25 protein-coding genes and 1 pseudogene are annotated in these 23,829 nt (G+C 51.1%); 4 read left to right on the top strand and 22 right to left on the bottom strand.

What is annotated here, in order from left to right:
- Together B9Y55_RS11280 and B9Y55_RS11275 are read right to left on the bottom strand one after the other, a co-directional pair.
- Positions 1-217, bottom strand: a pseudogene (locus tag B9Y55_RS11280) (proline--tRNA ligase); the annotation flags it as partial.
- Between the two features lie 342 nt (positions 218-559).
- Positions 560-2,644 carry a patatin-like phospholipase family protein gene (locus tag B9Y55_RS11275; RefSeq protein WP_159448340.1) on the bottom strand — a complete coding sequence of 695 codons (2,085 nt, stop codon included), beginning with the start codon at positions 2,642-2,644 and terminating at the stop codon, positions 560-562.
- 194 nt (positions 2,645-2,838) lie between these two features.
- Here B9Y55_RS11275 and B9Y55_RS11270 point away from each other — a divergent pair, with 194 nt between their 5' ends.
- Positions 2,839-4,041: a dicarboxylate/amino acid:cation symporter gene (locus tag B9Y55_RS11270; RefSeq protein ID WP_085545458.1), complete on the top strand. Its 1,203-nt coding sequence runs from the start codon at positions 2,839-2,841 to the stop codon at positions 4,039-4,041.
- A gap of 52 nt (positions 4,042-4,093) precedes the next feature.
- Here B9Y55_RS11270 and B9Y55_RS11265 read toward each other — a convergent pair whose 3' ends face one another.
- The 4 genes from B9Y55_RS11265 to B9Y55_RS11250 form a co-directional block, all read right to left on the bottom strand.
- Entirely contained in the window at positions 4,094-5,494 is a 1,401-nt protein-coding gene (locus B9Y55_RS11265) for a chloride channel protein (protein ID WP_143340931.1), read from the bottom strand.
- Positions 5,495-5,567: 73 nt separating this feature from the next.
- Positions 5,568-6,056 (bottom strand): chemotaxis protein CheX, encoded by a 489-nt coding sequence (locus B9Y55_RS11260; protein WP_085545456.1) that lies wholly within the window; start codon positions 6,054-6,056, stop codon positions 5,568-5,570.
- 2 nt (positions 6,057-6,058) lie between these two features.
- Complete coding sequence (locus B9Y55_RS11255; RefSeq protein WP_085545455.1) at positions 6,059-6,514, bottom strand: hypothetical protein; 456 nt, start codon at positions 6,512-6,514, stop codon at positions 6,059-6,061.
- 2 nt (positions 6,515-6,516) lie between these two features.
- Positions 6,517-7,395 carry a lysophospholipid acyltransferase family protein gene (locus B9Y55_RS11250; RefSeq protein ID WP_085545454.1) on the bottom strand — a complete coding sequence of 293 codons (879 nt, stop codon included), beginning with the start codon at positions 7,393-7,395 and terminating at the stop codon, positions 6,517-6,519.
- Between the two features lie 115 nt (positions 7,396-7,510).
- Here B9Y55_RS11250 and B9Y55_RS11245 point away from each other — a divergent pair, with 115 nt between their 5' ends.
- Positions 7,511-8,317 carry a universal stress protein gene (locus B9Y55_RS11245; RefSeq protein ID WP_085545453.1) on the top strand — a complete coding sequence of 269 codons (807 nt, stop codon included), beginning with the start codon at positions 7,511-7,513 and terminating at the stop codon, positions 8,315-8,317.
- 27 nt (positions 8,318-8,344) lie between these two features.
- Here B9Y55_RS11245 and B9Y55_RS11240 read toward each other — a convergent pair whose 3' ends face one another.
- The 14 genes from B9Y55_RS11240 to B9Y55_RS11175 form a co-directional block, all read right to left on the bottom strand.
- Positions 8,345-8,953 (bottom strand): transglycosylase SLT domain-containing protein, encoded by a 609-nt coding sequence (locus B9Y55_RS11240; protein ID WP_085545452.1) that lies wholly within the window; start codon positions 8,951-8,953, stop codon positions 8,345-8,347.
- A gap of 10 nt (positions 8,954-8,963) precedes the next feature.
- The gene (gpmA, locus tag B9Y55_RS11235) at positions 8,964-9,710 is read right to left on the bottom strand and encodes a 2,3-diphosphoglycerate-dependent phosphoglycerate mutase (RefSeq protein ID WP_085545451.1); all 747 of its coding nucleotides are present in this window, start codon (positions 9,708-9,710) and stop codon (positions 8,964-8,966) included.
- 47 nt (positions 9,711-9,757) lie between these two features.
- Positions 9,758-10,570, bottom strand: coding sequence for an ATP-dependent sacrificial sulfur transferase LarE (locus B9Y55_RS11230; protein ID WP_085545450.1), 813 nt, complete (start codon positions 10,568-10,570; stop codon positions 9,758-9,760).
- On the bottom strand, positions 10,567-11,322 hold the full coding sequence (larB, locus tag B9Y55_RS11225) for a nickel pincer cofactor biosynthesis protein LarB (protein WP_085545449.1): 756 nt from the start codon (positions 11,320-11,322) through the stop codon (positions 10,567-10,569). Before larB ends, B9Y55_RS11230 begins: the two co-directional genes overlap by 4 nt.
- A gap of 68 nt (positions 11,323-11,390) precedes the next feature.
- The gene (gene rpsD / locus B9Y55_RS11220) at positions 11,391-12,011 is read right to left on the bottom strand and encodes a 30S ribosomal protein S4 (protein ID WP_085545448.1); all 621 of its coding nucleotides are present in this window, start codon (positions 12,009-12,011) and stop codon (positions 11,391-11,393) included.
- 92 nt (positions 12,012-12,103) lie between these two features.
- A complete protein-coding gene (locus B9Y55_RS11215) occupies positions 12,104-12,763 on the bottom strand; it encodes a hypothetical protein (RefSeq protein ID WP_085545447.1) in 660 nt (219 codons plus the stop codon).
- A complete protein-coding gene (locus B9Y55_RS11210) occupies positions 12,735-13,523 on the bottom strand; it encodes a ParA family protein (protein ID WP_085545446.1) in 789 nt (262 codons plus the stop codon). Before B9Y55_RS11210 ends, B9Y55_RS11215 begins: the two co-directional genes overlap by 29 nt.
- 9 nt (positions 13,524-13,532) lie before the next feature.
- A complete protein-coding gene (locus B9Y55_RS11205; RefSeq protein ID WP_143340930.1) occupies positions 13,533-14,144 on the bottom strand; it encodes an LmeA family phospholipid-binding protein in 612 nt (203 codons plus the stop codon).
- Positions 14,145-14,415: 271 nt separating this feature from the next.
- Positions 14,416-14,808, bottom strand: coding sequence for a DUF6672 family protein (locus tag B9Y55_RS11200; RefSeq protein ID WP_085545444.1), 393 nt, complete (start codon positions 14,806-14,808; stop codon positions 14,416-14,418).
- 11 nt (positions 14,809-14,819) lie between these two features.
- Complete coding sequence (locus B9Y55_RS11195; RefSeq protein WP_085545443.1) at positions 14,820-15,917, bottom strand: ABC transporter permease; 1,098 nt, start codon at positions 15,915-15,917, stop codon at positions 14,820-14,822.
- Positions 15,914-16,957, bottom strand: a complete 1,044-nt coding sequence (locus B9Y55_RS11190) for an ABC transporter permease subunit (protein WP_085545442.1) — start codon at positions 16,955-16,957, stop codon at positions 15,914-15,916. The genes B9Y55_RS11195 and B9Y55_RS11190 overlap by 4 nt, the downstream gene beginning before the upstream one ends.
- A complete protein-coding gene (locus B9Y55_RS11185; RefSeq protein ID WP_085545441.1) occupies positions 16,957-18,564 on the bottom strand; it encodes a sugar ABC transporter ATP-binding protein in 1,608 nt (535 codons plus the stop codon). Before B9Y55_RS11185 ends, B9Y55_RS11190 begins: the two co-directional genes overlap by 1 nt.
- Positions 18,565-18,744: 180 nt before the next feature.
- Positions 18,745-19,917 carry a DUF3798 domain-containing protein gene (locus tag B9Y55_RS11180; RefSeq protein ID WP_407641447.1) on the bottom strand — a complete coding sequence of 391 codons (1,173 nt, stop codon included), beginning with the start codon at positions 19,915-19,917 and terminating at the stop codon, positions 18,745-18,747.
- 240 nt (positions 19,918-20,157) lie between these two features.
- Complete coding sequence (locus B9Y55_RS11175; protein ID WP_234986225.1) at positions 20,158-20,577, bottom strand: biotin transporter BioY; 420 nt, start codon at positions 20,575-20,577, stop codon at positions 20,158-20,160.
- On the opposite strand from B9Y55_RS11175, the gene B9Y55_RS13510 reads away from it, so the two are divergent.
- Complete coding sequence (locus B9Y55_RS13510) at positions 20,576-20,752, top strand: hypothetical protein (RefSeq protein WP_234986224.1); 177 nt, start codon at positions 20,576-20,578, stop codon at positions 20,750-20,752. The two genes, B9Y55_RS11175 and B9Y55_RS13510, sit on opposite strands and share 2 nt — an antisense overlap.
- Before the next feature lie 42 nt (positions 20,753-20,794).
- On the opposite strand, the gene B9Y55_RS11170 is transcribed toward B9Y55_RS13510, so the two are convergent.
- Together B9Y55_RS11170 and B9Y55_RS11165 are read right to left on the bottom strand one after the other, a co-directional pair.
- Positions 20,795-21,646, bottom strand: coding sequence for an ABC transporter permease (locus B9Y55_RS11170; RefSeq protein ID WP_085545438.1), 852 nt, complete (start codon positions 21,644-21,646; stop codon positions 20,795-20,797).
- Positions 21,636-22,505: a betaine/proline/choline family ABC transporter ATP-binding protein gene (locus tag B9Y55_RS11165; protein WP_085545437.1), complete on the bottom strand. Its 870-nt coding sequence runs from the start codon at positions 22,503-22,505 to the stop codon at positions 21,636-21,638. The genes B9Y55_RS11170 and B9Y55_RS11165 overlap by 11 nt, the downstream gene beginning before the upstream one ends.
- Positions 22,506-22,708: 203 nt before the next feature.
- Here B9Y55_RS11165 and B9Y55_RS11160 point away from each other — a divergent pair, with 203 nt between their 5' ends.
- The gene (locus B9Y55_RS11160; protein ID WP_085545436.1) at positions 22,709-23,725 is read left to right on the top strand and encodes an ABC transporter substrate-binding protein; all 1,017 of its coding nucleotides are present in this window, start codon (positions 22,709-22,711) and stop codon (positions 23,723-23,725) included.
- Positions 23,726-23,829 lie beyond the last annotated feature (104 nt).

Below are 23,829 nucleotides of genomic sequence, written 5' to 3'. Positions count from 1 at the left end.
AGTTAGGGATCAAAACGGGGAAATAGGCGTTAACATGCCCGGTCTCCTTAAAGGCCATATCGAACTTCTGCTGTATTTCCTCCCAAACCGAGTAGCCTGTCGGTCTGATAACCATACAGCCCCTTACCGGTGCGTAATCTGCCAGCTCAGCTACCTTTATTATGTCCAAATACCACTGCGAATAATCCTGTCCCTTAGGGGTTATATTTCTCGCCATACTTTACGCCTCCAACCACACTTTAGTCTGTATCCCAGTTATATATGAGCATCTCTAGAAACTCACCTTCGAGTCCCCTCGGAGAGACCGTCCCGCCTACGCCCTGTTTCGCCCAATCGTATACTCGACCTGCCTGTTTCGTGCGAACCGCCTCGGAGGGCACGTCCTGTGCCCCCTCGGCTTGGGGCGACGTCCTGTCGCCCCATTCGCACTACACGACAGCATGTCGAGTATACGGGCTCAAGTGGGCTCCGTCGGGACGGTCTCTCCGAGGAGTAGAGTTTTTAGAGGTGCCCATATGTTTTCGACGATTCTAGCACAGATATTCCTAGGAAAAATGGCCTAGGGGAAATTATGCCTCACCGACCAGAGAGGTTCGCCGATGGTAAATCCAAAGGTCCAGTCCCTACTGTCGTCGTAGACAGCCAGTATCCTGGCTCTTATGAGGTTGGAAGGCACCGTCAAGGCCACCCCGACCTCCCAGGGACTGTCGATCTGAGAGCCATCGTTGTCCCAGATGTAACCCTGACCTCCGAACAGCTCCGCCTCAAGAGGGGTATTCCCACTTTCGTTAAGGCGGTGCCTGAAACCCAATCTCCACCACGCAAACCGCTCCCCTTTTATGGGATACTCTGCGAGGCTGTAAAGCTCCTCTCTCGCCCCTAAATAGGCCCCTTGACCGGGATATCGGCGGTCATCGTTGCCCTCGAAGAATCCTCCCCTCATGTAGGCCCTCCAACGATGGGATAGGACTGTGGAGATCGTGCCATCTAACCTCATGACTATCTCCCGTCCCTCATCGGGATACCAGGCGGATAGGTTAAAAGATGAAGCTATATCCTGGTTAGCCATCAGGTTGCCGTCCTGTTCCCACTGGAAAACCGGACCCCAGGTATCAAGATTACCTCCATCTCCGTCGATCTTACTGGCCATTATACCTGCGGACATTCTGCCGTTTTTGGAGGCTATGCCTCTGGTGACTGAAAAACTCCTGTAATCCCATTTTGAGTCGGGAGCGTTCCTAGGGGAGAGGGATATTCTGGCCATGTGGGCGGAAAACTTGTAGAAGTTTTTCTCCATACCAAAGTGATAATCAAGCTTGGCCGCCCAGTCATCCCCTAAGAGGGCATCTACGTTTAGATAGTTACCATCGACCCCAAGGTCCATCATGGTTCCCCTGATTCCCAACCAGCTTCCTCCCAGCATATTGCTGGCGTAGCCGTCCAGGGCAAAGCGATAGGCCGGCTCTCTATGAACCTTTAGGATAACGTCAACCTCGTTACCTAAAGTCGCCAGTCGATAATCGACGGTACGAACGTCCTCACGGGCCCTTATGGCCTCCGACGCCCTGATGATATCCTCCGGGGAGACAGGTTTCCCGACCCAGTACCCATAGCTATTTTTGATCCTATTCGCTAACCCTTCCGGTACTCCCTCTACCTCTATACCTCGTACTAGCCGCGGAGGTTGAGGACCACGCTCGACGACCGGAGGGGCAACGGAGGCCATTCTCACTATCCTATCCAGTTGTCTCCTGGCAGCGACTTCACCTAGCTCTATTATGTCACTAACCTTAACCGAGCCTAAAGTGGACACCGACTCCACCGCAGGCCTTATTATCACGTCCGCCTCCGCCTGCTCCTGTGTGACGTTCTGACTGGTCAATATGGTTATAGTCTGGTCTATAACCTCAGGCATAGTCCTTATCTGATCTGGAGAACGCAGACCACTGGAGACGTTCACAGCGATAACCGGATATCCGGGGAATAGCTGCTTCGCCGTCCTGACGGGCATATTGGAGACAAGTCCTCCGTCGACCAACAGACGACCGTCTATTGGCCAAGGCTCAAATATCCCAGGAATGGACATGGAGGCCCTCATTGCCGATGCCAGACTGCCGTGACGAATAACCACCTTTTCCCCGGTCATCAGGTCAGTAGCCACTGCGGCGAAGGGAATCGGTAGATCGTTGAACTGGGACACCGAGACCCTGGCTGTAAGCCTCATAAAAAGGTCATGGGCGCCTATTCCGCTTAGAGGCCCCTTAGGACCTACGACATCCCATTTTGAGTTCATCTCTCGCCTTGGCATCAGGGGCGATACGTTTTTGCCGTCTGAGGGAGGCAAAAGGGTGTCATCCTGTCCCAGGATAACCGAGGACATGTCTATCGTGGAGACCAGATCCTCAAGCTCATCGGCGGAGTAGCCCGAGGCGGCAAGTCCGCCCATTATGGCCCCTATACTAGTTCCAACAATACCGGCTACAGGGATTCCATTTCCCTCAAGGACCTTTAGAACCCCTATATGGGCTAATCCTTTCATTCCCCCTCCAGACAGGGCCAAAACCACCGCACCATCGGCAAAAGAGGGAACAGAAGCGGTTAAAATCATCGTAATACACGTAAATAGCCTGACGTATCGGACCATCGGCGGACCTCCTCGATAGCGTGAAATAATAGGTTCATTATACATGAAATACCCTGCCTCTACACCATGGACAAAATCACGAAACAAGGGTTTTGTCTTTTAGGACTTCTTGCACTATACTGAGTAGAGCGTAGTAAGAAGGGAGGCACATGAACCAACAGCTTAGTTACTATAAAACAAAAGGAGGGTAATTAATGTCTAACAGCAAAAAAGGAGTTCCTTTGATATGGAGGATAACCATAGGTTTCGTTCTAGGAATCGCCGCAGGGGCCTTTTTAGGGCCTAAGGTCTCCATCGTAGAACCAGTAGGAAAAGTCTTTATCACTCTTTTAAAAATGCTCATCGTTCCTCTCGTGTTCTCCAGCTTAGTCGTCGGAGTTTCCTCCATAGGAGAACCAAAGACACTGGGGAGGATAGGTGTCAAAACGATTTTAATCTATCTAATGACCACCGCAGTGGCTATCGTCATAGGACTAGGTATGGGGCACTTCTTCCAGCCAGGAAGTGGCATGGCAATAGAGGGAGTCGAGGCCGCCGCAGGCCGAGCTGCCCCGGCCCTGTCGGAGGTTATCATCGGAATGTTCCCCGACAACCCAGTCCAAGCACTGGCACAGGGACACATGCTTCAGATAATCGTCTTTGCCCTTTTCTTCGGCATAGCGGCTATGTTGGCAGGGGATAAAGGCAAGCCCGTTATCTCCTTTATGGAGTCGATGGCCGAGACTATGTACAAAGTCACCGATCTTGTGATGAACCTCGCCCCTTACGGGGTATTTGCCCTTATAGCCGTAACGGTATCGAAGTACGGTCTATCGGTACTGGCACCTTTCGCTAAAGTGATAGGGGCGGTATACCTGGGCTGTATAGTCCACGCCATCGTGGTCTACTCCGGGTTGGTCGCTGTAGTCACCAAAAAATCTCCGATCTGGTTTTTCAAGGGAATTCAGGAAGCTAGCCTTACCGCCTTCGTCACCAGATCCAGCTCGGCGACTTTGCCGGTCACCATGACCTGCACCCAGGAAAACATGGGCATATCGGAGAAAATCTCCTCCTTTGTCCTTCCACTAGGGGCGACGATAAACATGGACGGGACGGCCCTCTATCAGGGTGTCTGCGCTCTTTTCATAGCCCAAGCCTTCGGTATAGACCTCTCTATAGGGGCACAGGTTGGGATCATAGTCACCGCAACTCTGGCATCCGTTGGAACCGCCGGTGTTCCAGGGGCAGGGCTTATAATGCTCACTTTGGTGGTGACCCAAGCGGGCCTTCCGATGGAAGGTGTTGCTATGGTAGCCGGAATAGACGCAGTATTGGACATGGCCAGGACCTCTTTGAACGTCACCGGAGATGCCTGCGTAACCGCTGTCATCGCGAAGACCGAGGGAGAAAATCTCTAGAGCACAAAGTATCACAAAAAGCCAGGAGGGGACTAATTTCCTCTCCTGGCTTTTATCTGTCCCTGTTGAAACGGTCGGGGCCTTTTATTCCCGTAATGGCCTCTATACACACCCATAGTTTAACGATACTCGAAAAGAAAATCGACTGGCTGATCAATGGAACGCTTCTTCCTTTGTCCACCCTGCTGGGGTTGGTCCTAACAACGATAAGGGGAGACTTGGATCTGGCGAGCCTTTGACTTGGATAGACGCTTCTATGACCAACGATATAAAACGCCGATACGGACACCAAAGCCGCCATAACCCCTATGTCGGCCCCAAAAAGCTCCATCGCCATTACCGTCGCAGAGATAGGGGCGTTGGCACAGCCAGCGAGAACGGCGACAAACCCGAGAGGTCCGAACAAAGCTCCGTTAAGGCCAAAAACCGAGGCGAAAGCTACGCCGGAGGTGGCACCGATGAAAAAGATAGGGGTGACCACCCCTCCACTTCCTCCACAGCTTAATGTAATGGCGGTAAAGAGGGATTTCCATAAAAAAGCCAGCGGAGATTCCATCCCACCTTCCAAAGCCCCATCCAGCGATTTAAGGCCAAGCCCAAAGTAGGAGTCGCCAAGAAGCAAACCCAGGACTATCAACGTAAAAGCCCCTAAAATGGCCTTTCCGACGAGGCCTAGTTTTAGCCTCGAAAAAAACCTCTCAAAAAAACCCATTATCTCTATATGCATAAAAGATACCAAGCCAAAGAAAATACCCGCTAAAATCAGCCACATAACCATGTCTGAGGATATTGGAGGAACGTCAAGGATAGAAAAGTGCCCATAGGACATCCCTAAGGCAACGGAGACCTTATAGGAGACTATGCCGCTGATAATTGACGGAAAAAGCACGTCGTAAAACATCTGCCCTATGTATAGAACCTCAAGTCCAAAAAGAGCTCCAGCCATAGGAGTGCCGAAAACAGAGGCAAAACCGGCGGAAATACCGCAGACTACCAGTTTCTTTCTGTCCACATCGCTGAACCGAAGTGCTGTAGCCAAGGTAGAGGCCAGTCCCGCACCTATCTGAGCCGCAGGCCCCTCCTTACCGGCAGATCCCCCGGATGCCACGGTTATTATCGTCGTAATGAGCTTCACAGGGATTACCTTGACCGCGATCCTGCCCGACCTCTCGTGGATAGCCTCTATCACCTTTTCCGTTCCGTGTCCCCTGGCATCTGGAGCCATATAGCGAACGATCAGAGTACTAGCGACTATCCCTAAGGGGAGTAAAAGCAGCCTGCTACCATCAGGCAAAGATCCTCCTCCCGCTATAGCCCAATCGAGAGATTTTACAAAAAAACATGAAACTGCCCCTACCATAGCTCCTGCTAAAGACGCCAAGACAATCCACTTGAAGAAGGCGTATATTAAAATAACCTCTTCCCAGAGGACCCTCGCGTACGATCTTTTCATCAAATATCCCCCCAAAAAACAAGGCTGTCTATTTCGACAGCCCAAACGCACCACACCAATTCAAAAACTCAAACTAAATACTGTTAAAAGACAGGACCAGATAGATCTTTCCTCCTCCAGCGACCTGAAAGGGTAGAGTAAAGCTGATTATCTCAGGAGACTGAGCCGGAACGGTCCTTATTCCCGAACCAGAGATAAGCTGAGGAGGAGTAACATCGATCCCAGGCAGGGCCGCCTGGGTTAGAGCCCTTCCGCTTACCATATTGGAGAGCTCCCCTACCACGCTCATGGCGATCGAGTCCTCCAGGTTAGGCTGTATCATGCCACCGGACATAGCGGTCACAGTGGAGGAGAACCCCCCCATATCGAGCATAATAACGATGGTTCCCTGAATACCGTCCCCTACAATTCCGATAAGGGCTGCACAACAGGCGTTGTCGACGCTTACGCCTCTGGTTATCTGGGCCTTTAGAAGCTCAGCGGAAACACCGACTTCCCCTGCGACGGATATCAACGAAGTTCCAAAGGTATTTACCAGGGTAGTTAGTTTTTGACTTGACATATTTAAATCTCCTTCTCTTTTTTAAATCTCATGCCCTTCAAGGCTATGCCGTAGGCCGCAAGATCGTCTACAGGCCTAGGTGGTGTCTGCAGTGAAAGGGGCAGGACACGACGCCATCCTCTAGGAGGATGTAGATTCCAGTAGATAGATCTGGCGTCTAAAGTCGAGTTTCTCTCATCTACGACCACAACCTCTGGAAAATCCTCTGAAAGGGAGCTCCGAAATAGATTGCCCCCAGTTCCGTTGCCCAAAAAAACCTGATCCACCGTTTTACCTGCTAACGATTCCAGTTTACCCTCTAGAACGGAATCGTCAAGATATCCCCAGTGAGATTTCTTCACCTTCTCCATAAAAAGACCTATACAGGTGGTCTTTGATATACCGGAGCACAGCAGGTTTTCCTCGATCAAGAAGGCCCATCCGAACTTCTGAATGCCTGGGTCCAGACCTAAGTACACCGCTATCGGTCTCCTAAGGTGCTGGACCACCTTGGGTAAAGCCACATCCACTGGTCGGGGTGCTTCCTGATCCAAGAGCTGATAACATCGTTACATATAGAGGTCGACCTTTCAACGTCTATTTCCGAGGCGATGGAGGAAGGCATCTCAAGAGGGGGCAGAAAGTGAAGATCAAATTTATCTCCACCTCCCCGCCTGATCGAAAAGACGGGGACTACCGCCGCTCCTAGCTTGGACGCTATTTTAACAGGTCCATAGGGAGTGCTCGCAGGTAAACCTAAGAAGGGGAGCACCAAGCCGTTTGATTTAGCGTCCTGATCCAGTAGGATACATAGGATCTCCCCCGATCGAAGGCAACTCAAAGCGGCTTTAAGGTTAAAGCCCTTGCCGATCCCTTTCACCGAACAGGCTCCCCTTATAGAGGTTATCATATCGGTCACCCTAGAGTCCCTCTGATCCGCACCGATAGCGTTCATGGGGTAACCTTTCATAGCCAACGCAGCTGCCCCTATCTCCCAGTTACCTATATGGCCTGATAGGAGGATAACCCCTTTACCTCTCAGAAAGGCGTTCCGGAGGTGATGCTCGCCATGGATGGATACCATGGAGGACAACTTCTCCTTCATTATCGGCAGCCTGATAAATTCAGCCACACAGCGACCGTGGTTTACGTACGATTTTCTGACGATATCCCGCGCCAAAGTAGGGCCGATTCCCAGGGCCCTGACGCACCTGGCCTCTGCCTTATCGACCCTTTCTTTACTGACTCCCCACAGCAAAAGCCCCATAAGTCCTCCGATAAAAACGGCTCCTCGATGGGGAATAGACTGAAACATCACCGTAGCCTTTCGCAAAAGGTTCCATTGTCTGTCCTGGTTCATAGAAAAACCTCCTGTCACTTTGTTAGACCTGATCTGTGCTCCTATTGGAAAAGTCCGTTCTTTCCGATATGATAGACTCAAGAGCCCCTAAGGGCAGGAAAGGAGCGATCCCACCATGTTTAAACGCATATTTTACCCCACAGACCTTTCGGAGAGATCAGGAAGAGATTTAAAATGGGTAGCAACCAATCTTTCCGACCCCTCAGGGGAGATGGTAGTGGCCCATAGGGTAGGGGTTTCGGTAGGAACCGACGTACCTGAGCTTGTCAGCCAGATCCAGATAGCTCTGGATGAATTTTGCGAGGCTAACATTCCACCGGAAACGGCCTATAAGGCTTTTGTCGAAGCAGGATCCTACGGAGAGGTCCTTCCTTCAATCGCCCAGAGGGAGGGCTGTTCCATCGCGGTAGTGGCCACATCTCCTAGGTCGTCGGTCCTACCTATAGTCCAGTCTCTAGCTATCCCCCAGCTGATACTCAGATGGGAAGCTCCTCCTGTTATTCCAGGGAACCTCTTAAACAGCGTAGTTGTGGCGACCAACCTGGAACAGGAAAGAAGCAATCAGGTGATAATGGCACTTCGAGACCTCCTTGAGAAAAACAACCGTAAACCACCGATTACTCTGATACACGGCGTACCGATGGCGGACCCATCATCTGCCCATCTGCTCTTCAACCAAGCGTCGGAGGCCATGGAGATGGCGCGGCAGGAGGTGGAGTCCTGGAACGGGGAGGCCCACTCTAAATTAGTGGGAGGTCAGACGGAGGAGGAGTTACCTAAGCTAGTGAGAGAGTTGAACACCTCTCTTCTGGTCATAGGGTTACCTATAAAAACCGACATATGGCAACTTATCCTTGGGAATACCGCCGAGGCGTTGGTGGACAGAACCGCCTGCCCAGTTCTGGTAATCCCGACAAGCTAACCTCAAATATCGATAAAAAAGGGGAGGCTAAGACCTCCCTTTTTCTATCGATACCCGAAAGACCCTGGCCATATTTCTATAGTGCTCCCGGATAGCCTCCGTAGCTCCAGGCCCCATAGAGTAAGATCCATCGATCATCTTTCCGTAGTCCATAGCCGACTTTCGGAGCTCTCTCGACATGAGATCCGCCCCCACCCTGACGTTTATGACGGGTTTACAGAGAATTCTTCTGGATGTGACCCTAGGGTGATCCTGGGTGATCCACCGTTTGTTAGCGTCCCAATCAATCGCCATAAGCCCGTATCGACCGCCGGTGTTGTACGTCCAATCCAGTGCTGATCTCTGAATTGCCACAGCGACCAGCATGAAGGGGTCGACACCGTAGTCCAGAGAGGACCGGCTAAAATAGGCTGCGTAGTTACTCTGCCTCTGGGAGCTCAGCCTATCGTCCAGGGCATCTAGATAGGACTTTATCGTCTCCATCACAATTGGACGGCTCTGTTCGTCGAAACAGTACAGCTGTACAAAGGCCCCATCTCTGACCAGCCCAGAGGGATAGGTCACAGCAAAAGAGGGAGAAACCATCCAGAGTAAAAGGAAAAGGGCTATCAGGATTTTGCGATTAAGGAAAAGCACTTTATTACCTCTAATTAGCCTTTCCCTGATCGGCTACCACCTTCTGAGCCCGCTCTACCGCCTGGGCGTCGCCGAGGTAATAGTGGAAAATCGGCTTCATATCCTCGTCCAGCTCATAAACCAGCGGGATACCGGTAGGGATGTTCAGCCCGACGATATCCTCGTCTGAAATACCGTCGAGGTATTTGACCAACGCCCTTAGGCTGTTGCCGTGGGCTACTACTATAACCTTCTGGCCTGATTTTATAGCGGGGACTATGGTCTCGTTCCAGTAGGGAAGAAAACGGTCCACGGTGTCCTTAAGGCACTCCGACTTAGGGACATCCTCCTTATCCAAAGAGGAATAACGGGGATCAAGACCTGGATAACGGGGGTCGTCCTCATCCAGCTCAGGAGGAGGAACATCGTAACTCCGTCTCCAGAGGTTTACCTGTTCCTCTCCTCTTTCCGCCGCCATTTCCGCCTTGTTGTAACCCTGGAGGGCTCCGTAATGTCTCTCGTTAAGCCTCCAGGACCTGTACACCGGCAGCCACATCAGATCCATTTCCTCCAGGACTATCCATAAAGTCTTTATAGCCCTTTTCAAGGTCGAGGTGTAGGCGATGTCGAAAGTGTATCCCTCTCCGGACAGAAGATTTCCCGCCCTGTGAGCCTCTTTAACCCCTTCATCGGACAAAGGGACGTCGGTCCAGCCGGTAAACCTGTTCTCTTTGTTCCATACGCTCTCACCGTGACGAAGCAAAACTACCTGATACATGGTCACTCTCCCCTTTCTCTAAACTAAGATCTCCCGTCAATTATACACTAAGGCCAGATACGACCGACTTTATATCCCTCAAGATCGACCATTATCCGATGAAAACCGAAGGGTTTCAGGATTTCCAGCAAAGCCCCTGAGGGAAGTGTCAGGATCTCCTCTTTTTGGGGAGGAAATTCCATACAGATAACTCCACCTTTCAGGGCCCTCAATCTGACATCAAAACCGTTGTCCTTTAAAGCTATCTCAGCCCAGGCGACCCTGTCCATCTCAAACGAGTCAAGCCTCTCCCCTCTGGGAAATCTGGTCGCCAGACAGGCGGTCGCCGACTCGTTCCACCAGGGTAAGCCCTGTTTTTTTGCCATTTCCCTGACCATCGCCTTGGTCATTTTCGCCTCCGCCAGAGGACTGAATATGCCTAGTTCCGATATAACCCTATTTCCTAGCCGAGTGGGGTCTTTCAGATCGTCGTAATTTGTCCCATCCACGAGGACCGAATCGTCGCCACAGACGCCTATCAGGTGCTCTAGCCTCAGTCTCTTACACACAGCACATCTATCGAGGTGATTCTCCATAACCCTGATATCCTCCTGCTCTGGACCGGGAATTACGATCTGTCTGACGCCAAGGTCGGAGCAAAGCTCCATCCCTCTTTCCAACTCCTGTTTTAGATGCAAAGAGGAGCGAAAGGTGTAGGCTCTGACCTTTGAGGCCCCTAAGATAGAGATCATCGAGATCAGCACCACCGAACTGTCCACCCCTCCGGAGAAGGAGACAGCTACCGATTTACACCTGGATATTTTGGAGATGATATCGGGAGGAAAGTAGGCCGATACCAGATTCTCGGCGACCTTGATCATACACTCTGCCTCGCTATCATGGCCGCGGTATAACCTGCTCCCAGGCCGTTATCTATATTTACCACAGTAACGCCGGTAGCACAGGAGTTTATCATCGTCAAAAGAGCGGAAAGACCTCCAAAGTTCGCTCCATACCCTACGCTGGTGGGAACAGCTATCACCGGACAGCTGACGAGCCCAGCGACGACCCCTGGAAGGGCTCCCTCCATACCTGCGACAGCCACAATTACCTTGGACTCCATAAGATCGCCTGCGTGGGCAAGCAGTCTGTGGATACCTGCGACACCTACATCGTATATCCTCTTTACGTCACACCCCATGTAGTAGGCCGTTAAGGCCGCCTCCTCCGCCACAGGCACGTCACTACTGCCTGCGGCCACTACGGTGACCCCACTGCCCCTTTGCCACACGACCTGCGATCGCACGACCGCCGCCAGACGGCCCCTCTCATGGTATATAAGATCAGGGAGAAGATCGGTCAAAAGATCAACCTGGCTACCTGTTACTCTGGAGAAAAGAAAGGTACCCGATCTATCGGCCAGGGATTTTGCTATCGAAAGGAGCTGATCGTCGCTTTTTCCAGGACAGTAAACTATTTCCGCGAAGCCCCTCCTAAGAGCTCTATTATGATCGAGCTTCACCTCCCCTAGGTCCTCAAAGGGCTCTAGGTTGACCTTATTTACAAAATCCTCCGGCGACAGTTCCCCTTTTTTTACCTTGAGAGCCAGGGCTAGAACCTCTCCTCTGTCCACGCAAAACCCTCCTCTACCATATCGAGAAAGCCCGTCCAACGGACGGGCTTTCTTACGAACGAAAGATATTACCTTGAGTAGAACTCGACGACGATCTGCTCGTCAGCGATGGTGGGGATCTCCTGTCTTTCAGGAAGACGTTCAACCTTTCCTACCATCCCGTTCAGGGACAACCAAGCGGGCTTGGAAACAGCGGAAGCTATCTCAGCGTTCTCCTTGAGTATCTTCACATCCCTGCTACCTTCTGCTACGGCGATAACGTCGCCAGGCTTTACGATAGCACTGGGGATATCGAGTTTCCTATCGTTGACGGTGAAATGACCGTGACAGACTAACTGTCTGGCCTGAGGTCTGGTGGAACAAAGACCTAGACGGTACACCACGTTGTCAAGCCTGGACTCAAGTAGTACCAGCATATTGTGGCCGGTTACACCGGGCTGTTTCTTTGCCTTAGCGAAGGCGGCGAGAAGCTGTTTCTCACTGACTCCGTAGGCAAAACGAATCTTCTGCTTCTCCAACAACTGCTGACCGTAGATGGACACCTTAGCAGGCCTTTTACCGCCCTTGCCTGCCGCACCGCTTTTCTTAGCCAGAAGCCTATCGTACTTGGTGTTTCCAAAAACGTTGACTCCAAAGCGACGTACCATTTTGCCCTTAGGGGCGTTCTTTCTGTTCGTGTTCTTTGACATACCGAGCTCTCCTTAAGTATATTGGATTGCGTGACGGCACTGTCCAGCAGCCTAATGCGTACCCGCAAAGTTACGTTATTTAGGGCCTTTTGTCAAGAGGTTTCTCCAAAAAACACTATCGAATCGCCCTTCTCAGACCACATTATGACCGACTCCAGAGGCAACCTAATCTGGCTTGATCTAGTTATCGGCAATAAACTATCTCCACGTCGCCTCATCATGAAAAACTGATCCGACTGCAAATCGGACTTTTCAAAAAGATCTTTGACCTCATCCAGAGAGAGGGGCTTTAAAGACGCATCGGACAACAAACTAAGCCACATATCCCTGTCATTTTCGGTCATCATGGAGACAAGGTCGTCTACCCACTCGATATCAACTCCATCGCTACCGGCGATATCCCATCGAGACACCGGATTGATGCGGATAATTCCATCTTCGCCTAAGGATATAAGCTGGGAAGACAGCGCTCTGTCCAAAACGGCGTTAAAGTCATCGTCCTTTATCGACGGAAAGCCCTCTTTGAGGACCGATAGGGTTATCCTACCCTCTTTAAGAACCATCAGATGGGAGGCAACGACAAGACCCCAGAGTGAAAAATCAAGAGACTCAGTAGGGAAACTGGAGAGCATCTCCTCTGCGAAAGATTGGACAGGTAGCTCTGCAGCGGGGGCCTCTATTACAGGCTGAATATCTCTGACCTGATCTCCTTCTATAAGGTAATTACGCAGACTGGGTCTTTTTCTCGCCATGACTCTCCTGCCTTTCCTCAAACTCCTCCGCCAATAGACGGTAATCCCTCGCTCCGTTACAGTTTCTATCGTAGCTGAGAACGGACATGCCTGCACCGCTGGCCTCCACTATGCTGATATTCTGACGGACAAACCTTCGATACAGGACATCGCCGTAGTAGGCAAAGACCTCCCGTTGGACATCTCTGTTTATAACGACCTTAGGGTTATGTCGTGTTAAAACGACTCCGCCCACCTCAAGACCTTTGTTCAGTCTCTTTTGAAAAAGCTTTACCGTAGAGTCGAGAAGCCTCACTCCCGCCAGACTGTAGAACTCGCTTTCCAAAGGCACCATTATCTCGTCCGCTGCTGCCAGGACGTTTCTGGTAAAAAGACCTAACTGAGGAGGACTGTCGCAAAAAATATAATCATACTCGTCTTTAGGGACGTTCTCCAAGGAGGATCTAAGAAGGCTGTCCCTGCCGGGCTCTCTCTCGAGCTGAAGCTCCGCTACCGCTAGGTCGAGACTGCTGGGGATAACGTCTACACCTTCCCTTTTGATCGCTAGATCGGAGAGGGACGACTCTCCCACAAGAAAGTCGTATACGTAAGGCTCTCCCTCTTCAACCGTGATCCCCCAACCGGAGGTGAGGTTGCTTTGGGGATCAAGATCTAGAACGGCGATCCTTCTGCCCAGAGAGGCCAGAGCAGAGGCTAAATTTTGACACATAGTGGTCTTACCCACCCCGCCTTTGAGGTTACAGAAGCCAATGATCTTCATTTAATCCTCCTATTTCGATCTATAGACGAGGGAAATCCCGTCGAAGGGCTTAGGCAACACCCTGGTGGCTAACCTCATTCGACCTTTCTGAAGATCCAGGGTCTGAAGCTGTACTGGAAATATAAAGTTCTTCATGTCCACGATAGGCTGTACCTTTTCAAGGGCACTCTCGACAACGGAAGACTGATCGTCGTTGTTAACCTTGAAGACATACCGATCCAGCCAGATTTCCGACCTATCCCTGAGAACCAATTTCCCATCGAGCTCGACTTTTAGCTTAAGTCCTGGGTTTCTCAAGTTATAATAACCTAGTGCCGATAGTCCCCCAGGGATGAATTTAACGGAAATAGATTCCCAATCGCCTTCATCGCCTTTCATCGTCATCCCTCTGAGAAAACCGTTGATGTCCGAATCGGTCATCGTCGAATCAAAATACCCCATGACGACCTCTCTGATCTCAGATGGACCTCTATCGGTCCAGGTAGAGAGAGGACCGAAATCGGCAAACACCGTCTCCACGGATAGAGACTCCACCCTCAAGCCCTCAAGAGTCGGACCAACTGCCTCAAAATATAGGTGTCTGACCTTTCCATCCGACCCTATAGGGCCATCGAGTATCATCCTAGCACTCTCAGGCTTAGTCTCCTCTACAAGCCACCTGAGTAGGCTCGTTTCCGGACCGGTTACATCAACTCTCCCTGAAAAAGACCTCTCCTGGCTATAGGCCCTGAAGGGAAGAAAACAGCAAAAAGCGACAAACAGAAAAAGACAAAAACCCTTTCTTCTCAAAACGAGAACCCCCCTTTCACCGTATATAGAGACATTCTACTACGAAAAGGGCGGCTACAGAACCCGGTAAAAAGATAGGTAAAGGGGGATTATCCCCCTTTACCTATCTTTTTACCGGGTAGCTCCAGCCAGGTAGCTTATTTTTGAGCAGTGGCACTATGTTTATAACCCTTCCTTCAAGCTCTTTTATCGAAAAAGAGGCTTTATAGGTATTTATGACCCTATCCTCCTCGTCAAGCTCCTCCACTAAAATCGTGTGTCTGCGACCTGGCACGGTAACCACGCCTCGATCTCCCTCGACCAGGAAAATAGGTTCGTTTATCTCGTCGACGGTTACCTCGACGGCCTCAAAGGGCTCCAAGACCGTTCCCTCGTGATCGTAGGCGACGTTATCTATAAAGAGATCTAAGGCCCTTCCCTCGTTATAGCAGAATATACCTAAAGCGATCAGCAAGGCAACTATGGCGACGTTGACTACTATCTGTCTTGATTTCATCTCATCACCACCTACTCCTCCGCCCCTCGAAGGCCTCGACGTGCCCTATCGCTGTCCTTTTGCCGTCTCCACGCGTGAAGCACCAAGGCGAGGGATATTATCCCGTAGGAGACAAACACCCGGAAGTACTCTCCCAGCTGTGCCTCCCCTATCAGGTATTTCCCCGCCATCGGAGAGACCACGAACATCAGGTGGAACAGCACCACACCGAGAAACACGTTAAAGATAGAGGCTTTAGTGACGCTGGCTCCTCCTACCAAAAGGGAGGCTATGGCGAACATACCAGCCTGTTCGTGGCTGTTGTAGGTGTTCATTGTCCCGATGTTTTGCAGGAATATTATCTGACCGTAACAGGCCAGGACGGTCGATATAACTATCGATATGAGCCTAGTCCTCTCGACGGGGATTCCTGCCGCCCTAGCGACGTTCATGTCCTGGCCTACTGCCCTCATATCCTGGCCAAGCTTCGTCCTCCTGAACCACACCACGAAAAGGCAGAAAAAGCCTATAAGAATAAAGGTCGCCAGAGGGACGTCTATTCCCTGAACGGACACCGGAAGCAAGCTATCGAGGCATTTCCTGATACCCTCAAGGTTGGTGACGTTCCTTATGCCGTATCCTCTGGAGAGAACCATGTTGGGGTTGGTTATCGGGACAACACTTCCAAAACCGTACAGGACGATAAGCTGATATACCCCGTTCATAAAGAAACCAAGGATGAAAGACGTAACCATCTCCCTGCCCTTAGCCTTGTTGAGGACAACTCCGCACAGCCACCCAAGGAGCATAGCGAGAGGGGTCGATATTATGGCCGCTAGAAGCATTCCATGAACGCCTACGACGTTCCAGTCGCTGATGAAGATAAGGCCGATTTGGCCGGCCATCGCCCCTAGTACCATACCGAAGTTCAATCCCATTCCCGCCATTATCGGTATCAAAAGCGATAGAACCAGGAAGGAGTTTCTGGACAGCCTGACCAGCATCTCCTGTATCAGGTAACTGCCTGAAAACTGGGAAATAGGAATAGCAAAGGCACTGACGACCAGAAAGACTATAGGAACGGCGTTCTGGACTAAAAAATGCTTCATTAAATCGGTTTTTCTGTTCATGATTTCACCTTCACAACTCTGGTCAAAGCGTAGAGTATCATTCCGTTAGAGACTATGATCCTTATGACCTCGGACATATCGGTCTGGATCATGCTGTTTATGACCGAAGGAGTCATAGTCAATATCCCCTGGAACAGGACCGTCCCTACTACCACGTTGATAATAGTCGCCTTATGGACCGACGCACCACCTATCAGTATGGCGGATACGGCGGGAAAAGCCATATAGAAAGGTCCCATATAGAGCTGAATAAAACCAAAACTCTGCTGGTAGACGATAATACCTATCGCCCCAAGAACGGTGGACAGAATAACCGAGATAATTCTCATTCTGTCTATGTTGACCCCTGAGGCCCTGGCATACTCTGGGTTCGATCCTACGGTGGTCATAGCTGTTCCCACCTTGGTCCTCATAAACACCCACATCATCAGGCAAAGAAGGGCGAAGAAAAGGAACATTCCAGTTGGAACGTAGAAAAACTTGCCTATCTGGAAGGAACCTAAGTCACTGATGGCCTGATGCCAGAAACCCTCCACCGACACCGTAGTCCTGAGCCCCTTACCGGCGTATCCCCAGACCATGTTGGAGCTTTTATAGGGGAGGACCAGCCACATGATACACATGAAGGCCACCGATGAAAATCCGACGTAAGTGGCGATCATCATCTCGCTTCCTTTGACCTTATTGAGAAGGAGACCGTAGGCCCAACCGAGAACCGTAGCGATAGGTATGGCCACAGCCATAGCTATGAATATCCCGGGAATCCCGGGTATACCTATCTCTATGCTGGTCACAGCCCCTAAAAGGCCGGCGATAATCCCAAGAGGAAGGCCAAAGTTCAACCCACAACCGGCCTGAATCATGGGAACCATAGCCAAAACCATAACTCCGTTCATTCCGAGACGCACCAGAGTGTCGCTGACAGAGGCGTCAAGACGAACCCCGACGAAAGGTGCTATAACGAACAAAGACAGCAAAAACAGGGCTATAATTATCCTCGGCCATCCAGCGTCCTCTATGAATTTTTTTACCCTGTCCACTACACACTCACCTTCTCTTCTTGCTTTACAGCCCCAAGCATAAGTAAACCGAACTCGGTGGAGGGAGACTCTGCGGTAAGAATCCCCGCGATCCTGCCCGAATCGACTATAGCGATCCTGTCACAGACCGAGCGCAGCTCCTCCAGCTCGGAGGACACCATAACTATAGTCATGCCGTGTTTCTTATTGTAGAGCTTGAGGGTATCGAGAACCACCTTCTTCGCCCCGACGTCGATCCCTCTGGTGGGCTCTGCGACGAAAAGAAGCTTAGGCTTAGTCTCAAACGCCTTAGCGAGACAGACCTTCTGCTGGTTTCCACCGGATAGCTCCTGAACCCTCTGTCTTTCGCTGACACACTTTATCTCCAGAGATTTTATGTAGTCCCTGGCACAGGAGGATATAGCTTCTTCATCCCTTATTTTGACCAGTCCACCTAGCAAAGGCTTTAAAAAACGACCTTGCATCTGGAGAGCGGTGAATATTATGTTCCAGGAGATAGGCTCCTCCAACAGAAGTCCAACCCCTCGTCTGTCCTCGTAAACCGCCGACATCCCGACGGAAAGGGCGTTAGTGGGCTCGTTTAGGCCTACCGATTTTCCCTCGAAGGTGACAGAACCGCCGGAGGGGAACATACCCATGATGCCGTTAGGAATACCGAGTTTTCCCTGCCCTGCAAGACCTCCTATCCCGAAGATCTCCCCCTCTTTCACGTCGAAGGAGACATCCCTTACGGTTTCTCCAGGCATATCGACCCAAAGGTGTTCCACAGAAAGGAGGGGAGCTCCCATCTGCCTTTCAGGATCGTCTTCCCTGGCGAAAGCGGATGCCACGTCCCTTCCGACCATATGGGAAGCTATAGGCATGATATCCGTCCCAGAGGGAGACGTCTCATGGACCACCTCTCCATCCCTCAGTATGACTATCTTGTCACACACGTCGAGAATTTCCTGAAGCCTGTGGGAGATGAAGATTATAGATATTCCCATATTGGCAAGACGTCTCATAGAGGTCAAAAGGGTGTCCGCCTCCGATTCGGTCAGTACAGCGGTGGGCTCGTCTAGGACGAGAAGCCTGGTGTTCTCCTTGTCGATCTCCCTGGCTATCTCTGTAAACTGCTTATAGCCCACAGGAAGCTCGGATATCAGCGAATCAGGCTCAAGAGCGACGTTCAACTTATCTATGGCCTTTTTACCTCGCTCGGTCATAGTATCCCTCTCAAGGGTCTTCAGCCTATCCCCAAAAGCCTCGACCAAAAAGTTATACTTGGTCGGTTCCCTGTTTAGGACGATGTTCTCAGCCACCGAGAAGCCCGGTATCAGAGAGAACTCCTGATGAACCATGCCGATCCCCGCCCTCAGAGCGTCAAAAGGGGTATTGAAAGCGACTTTTTCGCCGTCGACGAAGATATCGCCCTCGTATCCCCCGGTCTCTTTTATCACTGTCATACCGAAAAGTATATTCATCAAGGTCGACTTGCCTGCTCCATTCTCGCCGACAAGCCCCAGTATCTGTCCTTTTTCCAGGGTAAAGTTCACGTTTTTAAGTACCCTGTTGTTAAAGTAGGCCTTCCCGACCCCCTCTACCTTTAAAAGCGGTCCTGATGCCATATAATTCACCTCGTAGGACGGGCAAAACCGGCCTATCGGCCGTTATAACGCCCGAAAAATCTTAATAAACAAAGTCCAAGCAAATACAAAATGGAAGTTGGAGATTTAGCGGAAGGAATTTTCTCAATAATGGGGGGAGAGACTATCTCCGAATCTCTCCCTCCATAGACGACTAAGGCTCTACTTTACGGAGAAATACTTCTCCGGTACCTCTACGCTGGTCATCTCAAGATATCCCTTGCCGAAGATATAGGTATCCTGATAGAGCAACACGTGGTTCTTCTTCTCAACGCCGGTCTGGACGTCGGTGTAGTAGCTTCCGCTCCACTGTGCGCCAGGAGTCGCCTCGGAATAGGCGGCGAAAAGGTCCTCTTTTTTGAACTTACGGCGGAAGTTGCTGTTGTCGATCCCGTTGTCCACACACTGACGACCAAATTCGACAAGAGCGATCGAGTTGGTGTAACCATAGGAGTAAGCCCAGGTTCCCATGCGGCCAGCTCCACCGTGGTCGGCAACTGCCTGCTCTACCCTCTTGAGTATCGCCGGGAAATCGCCCTTTACGTCCGCAAGCTCGACTCCCAACGCACCGGGGTATCCCATAAGTGGAGAGGGAAGGTCGGCCTCGATGAAGAACCCGCCACCCTCGGCTATCCTCTTGAGGAGGGGCTCGGTATGGGCGTCGTTGGTGCAGAAGAAAGCGGTCTTATCGCCGTAATTATCCAGCCATGCAGGGACTTTCTCAAGTATGAACTGCTGGGCACCGGCGACGCCGACGTCGCTGGTAGGATCGGGAGCTGTCTCGAAGTGGAAGTTCATCCCAAAATCCTTACAGGCTTCCTCCATGATGTTACGACGGCGGGAAAGAAGCTCGTAGCTCATGTGGCGAGGGAAGGATATATGGACAAAGTCGGTAGCTCCGAGCTTCTGAGCGGCGGCTACGATCAGATAGCCACGGGCGATATTATCGGCGTTCACGGCGAGGTTCGCTATGCTCTCGATAACACCTGGATCCTCATGGGCCTCTCCGGCGAAGAGAAGGATATCGTCCCTTTTCTCCCTGATACGGCGGAACGCCTCGGTGGTCCCAGGGATCGCCTGGTTCACTATAACCACCTTCATCAGAGGATCGTCGGCGAAGGAGGCTATCTGGGATATGGTTGTCTCCATCTCCTGCATAAAGTTATCCGGGTATGTTATGTGCTTGATCATGCCACCGTTTGATACGTCGCCGTACTTGGCGATCATGGACTCCGCGCCTCTCAGATCGTCCTCGGACTGAGAGACCGTTCCGGTGCAGATACCGATGTGGAAAGCAGCGTCGGCCAGAGAAGCCGATGCCATCGCCACGACCATAAAGACGCTGAGCAACAGAATTTGATACCTCTTCATGAACTTGCCCCCTTAGTAATAGTTAGGCCATTCAGGCCTTTTCAACTTTACCCCTCTAAAGAAAGATTGTCAAACTCATAACTACCCTAAAAGAGGACAAGAGGCTGATTTTTTCGTTAATACAGCATCTGTTTTGTTTTGTAATGTTTTGTGCGCAAAAAAAGAAACCTGCGACCTCTTTAAGGGTCGCAGGTAAACAAAAGATCATAAATTTGACAGCCTTGGGACGATCTTACTGGCAAGCCAGGAAACCCCCACAATTTTGGCAAAATCTCCCGGCAGGAAGACGAGACATCCGACCTGAAACGCCTTAAGCAGGGACATATCGACCCCAGACACCTTTGTAAGTATCAAGTACAACCACGGGACTCCGAGAAGGTATACGAGAACGGTAGCTATCACTGATCCTGTGAAAAAGTTCCTAAAAAGGGGCTCCCGACCTTCCATCCACCTCCCGACGACCCAGGCACAGAGTATAAATCCCAGTAGAAAACCGAAGGTAGGGTGCATTACGTAGGAAAAACCGCCCCCAGAGGTAAATACGGGGATCCCTATAAGCCCTATGCCCACGTAAATCCCTTGGGACAAAGCGCCGGATCTTGCCCCCAGAAGGGCCCCTGCCATGAGGGAGAAAAAATTTTGGAGAGAGATCGGCGCCGGACCTATGGGGACCCTTATAAAAGCTCCCACCGCCGTGAGTCCTGCAAATAGGGCAATTAAAATCATATCTCTGGAACTTATCCTCATAAAAAACACCTCATCGCCGTATGGTTTTGCCAACGACGATGAGGATACATGACCGGCGAAACAATGTCAACCTATAAAAATACTTGGTTGACGATCATCTTTTCTTAGGCTCCCATTTTTTTCCAAGCCCCTGGGTTATCCTGTCGATCACGACGGCCATTATGACTATGCTCATTCCCGACTCGAATCCCCGTCCAACGTCGATACGGTTGATAGACAAAAGTACCTCCTGTCCCAAGCCTCTGGCTCCTATCATTGCACAGACAACCACCATAGCCAGGGCCATCATAGTCGTCTGGTTTATTCCGGCCATAATACCGGGCATGGCGAGAGGAATTCGAACCTCTTTGAGAAGTTGCCACCTGGTTGCCCCGTAGGCAATAGCCGCTTCCTGGGCGGGCTTAGGGACCTGCTGAAGCCCTAGAGCGGTAAGCCTAATCACAGGGGGCATAGAGTATATGAGGGTGGCGAATACCGCAGGCACCTTACCGAGACCGAAGAACATCATCGCCGGTATCAGATAGACAAAACTGGGCATAGTTTGCATCCCATCTAAAATTGGCTTCATAAACGAGGCCGACCGTGGATACTCAGCGATCATGACTCCCAGAGGGATTCCGAGAACCAGCGATATCAACACCGAGGCCAGGATAATTGACAGAGTCTCGAGGGCCAAAGCCCAAAGTCCGAAAAGGCCTATACATACGGTCAAAGAGGCCAACAGGATAGCGGAAACCTTCTTACCGGTGGACCTCCATACGGCGAAGCCCACCAGAACTACGTACAACCACCAGGGAATAAAGTTAAGTCCGGTCTGAATAGCGGAGAGTATGGAGGATATAAACACCGAGATCCCGTCAAAGCCGGTCGCAAAACGGTTTAAAAGCCAGTCTACACCGTCGTTGACGTAGGGAGATACGTGAAAACGCCATACGCTAGGAAACATGGGACACCACCTCCTGAGCTCTAGCCATCGCCCTTTCGTCGGCCTTTCTGAGCTGCTCCCTTTTGTCCTGTACAAACCTTGATACGTACTCGTCGGCAGGGTTCGCCAATATATCCGATGGGTGACCTAACTGGACGATCTCGCCGTTTTTCATGACCGCCATCCTGTCACCTAGTCTCATCGCCTCGTCAAGGTCGTGGGTGACGAAGAAGATGGTTTTATGCATTTCCTCCTGTAGACGAACAAGCTCGTCCTGCATCTCCCTCCTGATCAGGGGATCGAGACCGCTAAAAGGTTCATCCATAAGCAAAATAGGGGCATCCATAACGATAGCCCTGGCTATACCGACCCTCTGTCTCATTCCACCGCTGAGGGAGGACGGATAGTACCCTTCCCAGCCCTTTAACCCTACCCTCTCTATGGCCGCCATCGATCGCTCTATCCGCTCTTTTTGGGGAATATCCTTGAGCTTTAGACCGAAAGCGACGTTCTGGAGGACCGTTCTGTGAGGTAAAAGACCGTAATGCTGAAAAACCATGGCGACGTGGTTTCTCCTGAACTCGACAAGCTCTTTCTCTCCCATGGAAGAGACGTTGAGCCCCTCGACGAGAATATCGCCGGAAGTAGGGGTAACGAGCCTCAGTATGCTTCTGATCAAGGTCGACTTTCCGCTGCCCGAGAGCCCCATAACCACGAAGACCTCTCCTTTTTGGACCTCAAAGGAGATTCCTCTTATGGCCACGACGGTCTCGTCGGATTCGTCAAGCTGTGAGATCAGATCCTCATCCTCTACGTCTACATCGGCGGCGTTTCTACCGTAGACCTTCCACAGGTCCTTAACCTCTATGATCGCTGTCAACTTTCCATCACTCTCCCTGATATGAAATTAGGGCATACACCCCCAATATCTATCATATTAGTATACCACATATATTTTTTAGGTCTCCTATAGACCGTTAGGCGGTGTTAGCTGTGTTATGATAGGGAGCAGGATGTTTCTCCCAGATCTGTCGCTAAAATCCGTAGCGGCCTAGAGGCCTATAAAAACAAGGAGGTATGATTATGAATAATATTTCAAAGAAGATGCTAACCTTTGCCCTGTGTGCAGTGGTGCTTTTTTCGTCTCCATCATGGGCGTCCACCGTCATAAAGATGGGCGATTTCAGCTGGGACAGCGTTCAACTTCACAATCGTATAGCGGGCTACGTTCTAGAGCACGGCCTGGGTTTTGAGGTCCAATACGAGTTCGCAGAGAGCCTACCGTTGCTTATGGGTATGGCCAGAGGAGACGTCGACGCCAGCACCGAGATATGGTCCGACAATCTCAAAGACGCATGGACCAAGATGATAGACGAAGGTACCGCTGTCGACTTAGGCCCCACCTATCCAGACGCTAACCAGGGCTGGTACGTCCCCGCTTACGTAATCAAAGGAGACCCCGAAAGAGGGATAGAGCCGATGGCCCCGGACCTGAAATCGGTTTACGACCTGGTCAAATACAAAGATCTGTTCGCCCCCAAATCGGGGGGGGAAAAAGGTAAAGGCAGGTTTTACAACGGCCCAACCGGATGGGTCACCTACACGATCAACGAAGTGAAGCTCAAGGCCTACGGCCTGGACGAGCATTACGAGAACTTCAGCTCCGGCTCCTCCACCGCCTTGGCGACCGCTATTTTCTCCGCTTACAGAAAAGGAGAGCCTGTACTGGCCTACTACTGGGAACCTACCCCTCTAATGGGAATGCTCGACATGATCCAGCTGGAAGAGCCTCCCTATGAGCACAAAAAATGGGACGAAAAGACCTACGACGGTGCTTTTCCTCCATCCAGGGTTCACGTAGGGATAGGAACTCACCTGTTCAAAAAAGCCCCTCAAGCGGTCACCATATTGGCCAATTACTCCTCGACCCTTGAACAGACCAACGCCGCACTGGCCTATATGGAGAGCAACAAAGCGACCCTAGATGAGACGGTGGTCTGGTTTTTGAGAGAGTATCCCGATCAATGGCGTAGATGGTTCCCTATAGCCAACGATCCAAGGATCGAAAAGGTCGAGGAAGCCCTCTCTAAGGAGCGCTAGCAAAAAAGCTAAAGGGCACCTCTAAAAACTCTAATCCTCGGAGAGACCGTTCCGACGTAGCCCATTTGAGCCCGTATACTCGACCTGCCGTCGTGTAGTACGAA

The organism is Dethiosulfovibrio salsuginis (assembly GCF_900177735.1).
Classification (GTDB): Bacteria; Synergistota; Synergistia; order Synergistales; family Dethiosulfovibrionaceae; genus Dethiosulfovibrio; species Dethiosulfovibrio salsuginis.
This window is presented reverse-complemented; position numbering and strand designations above follow the sequence as displayed.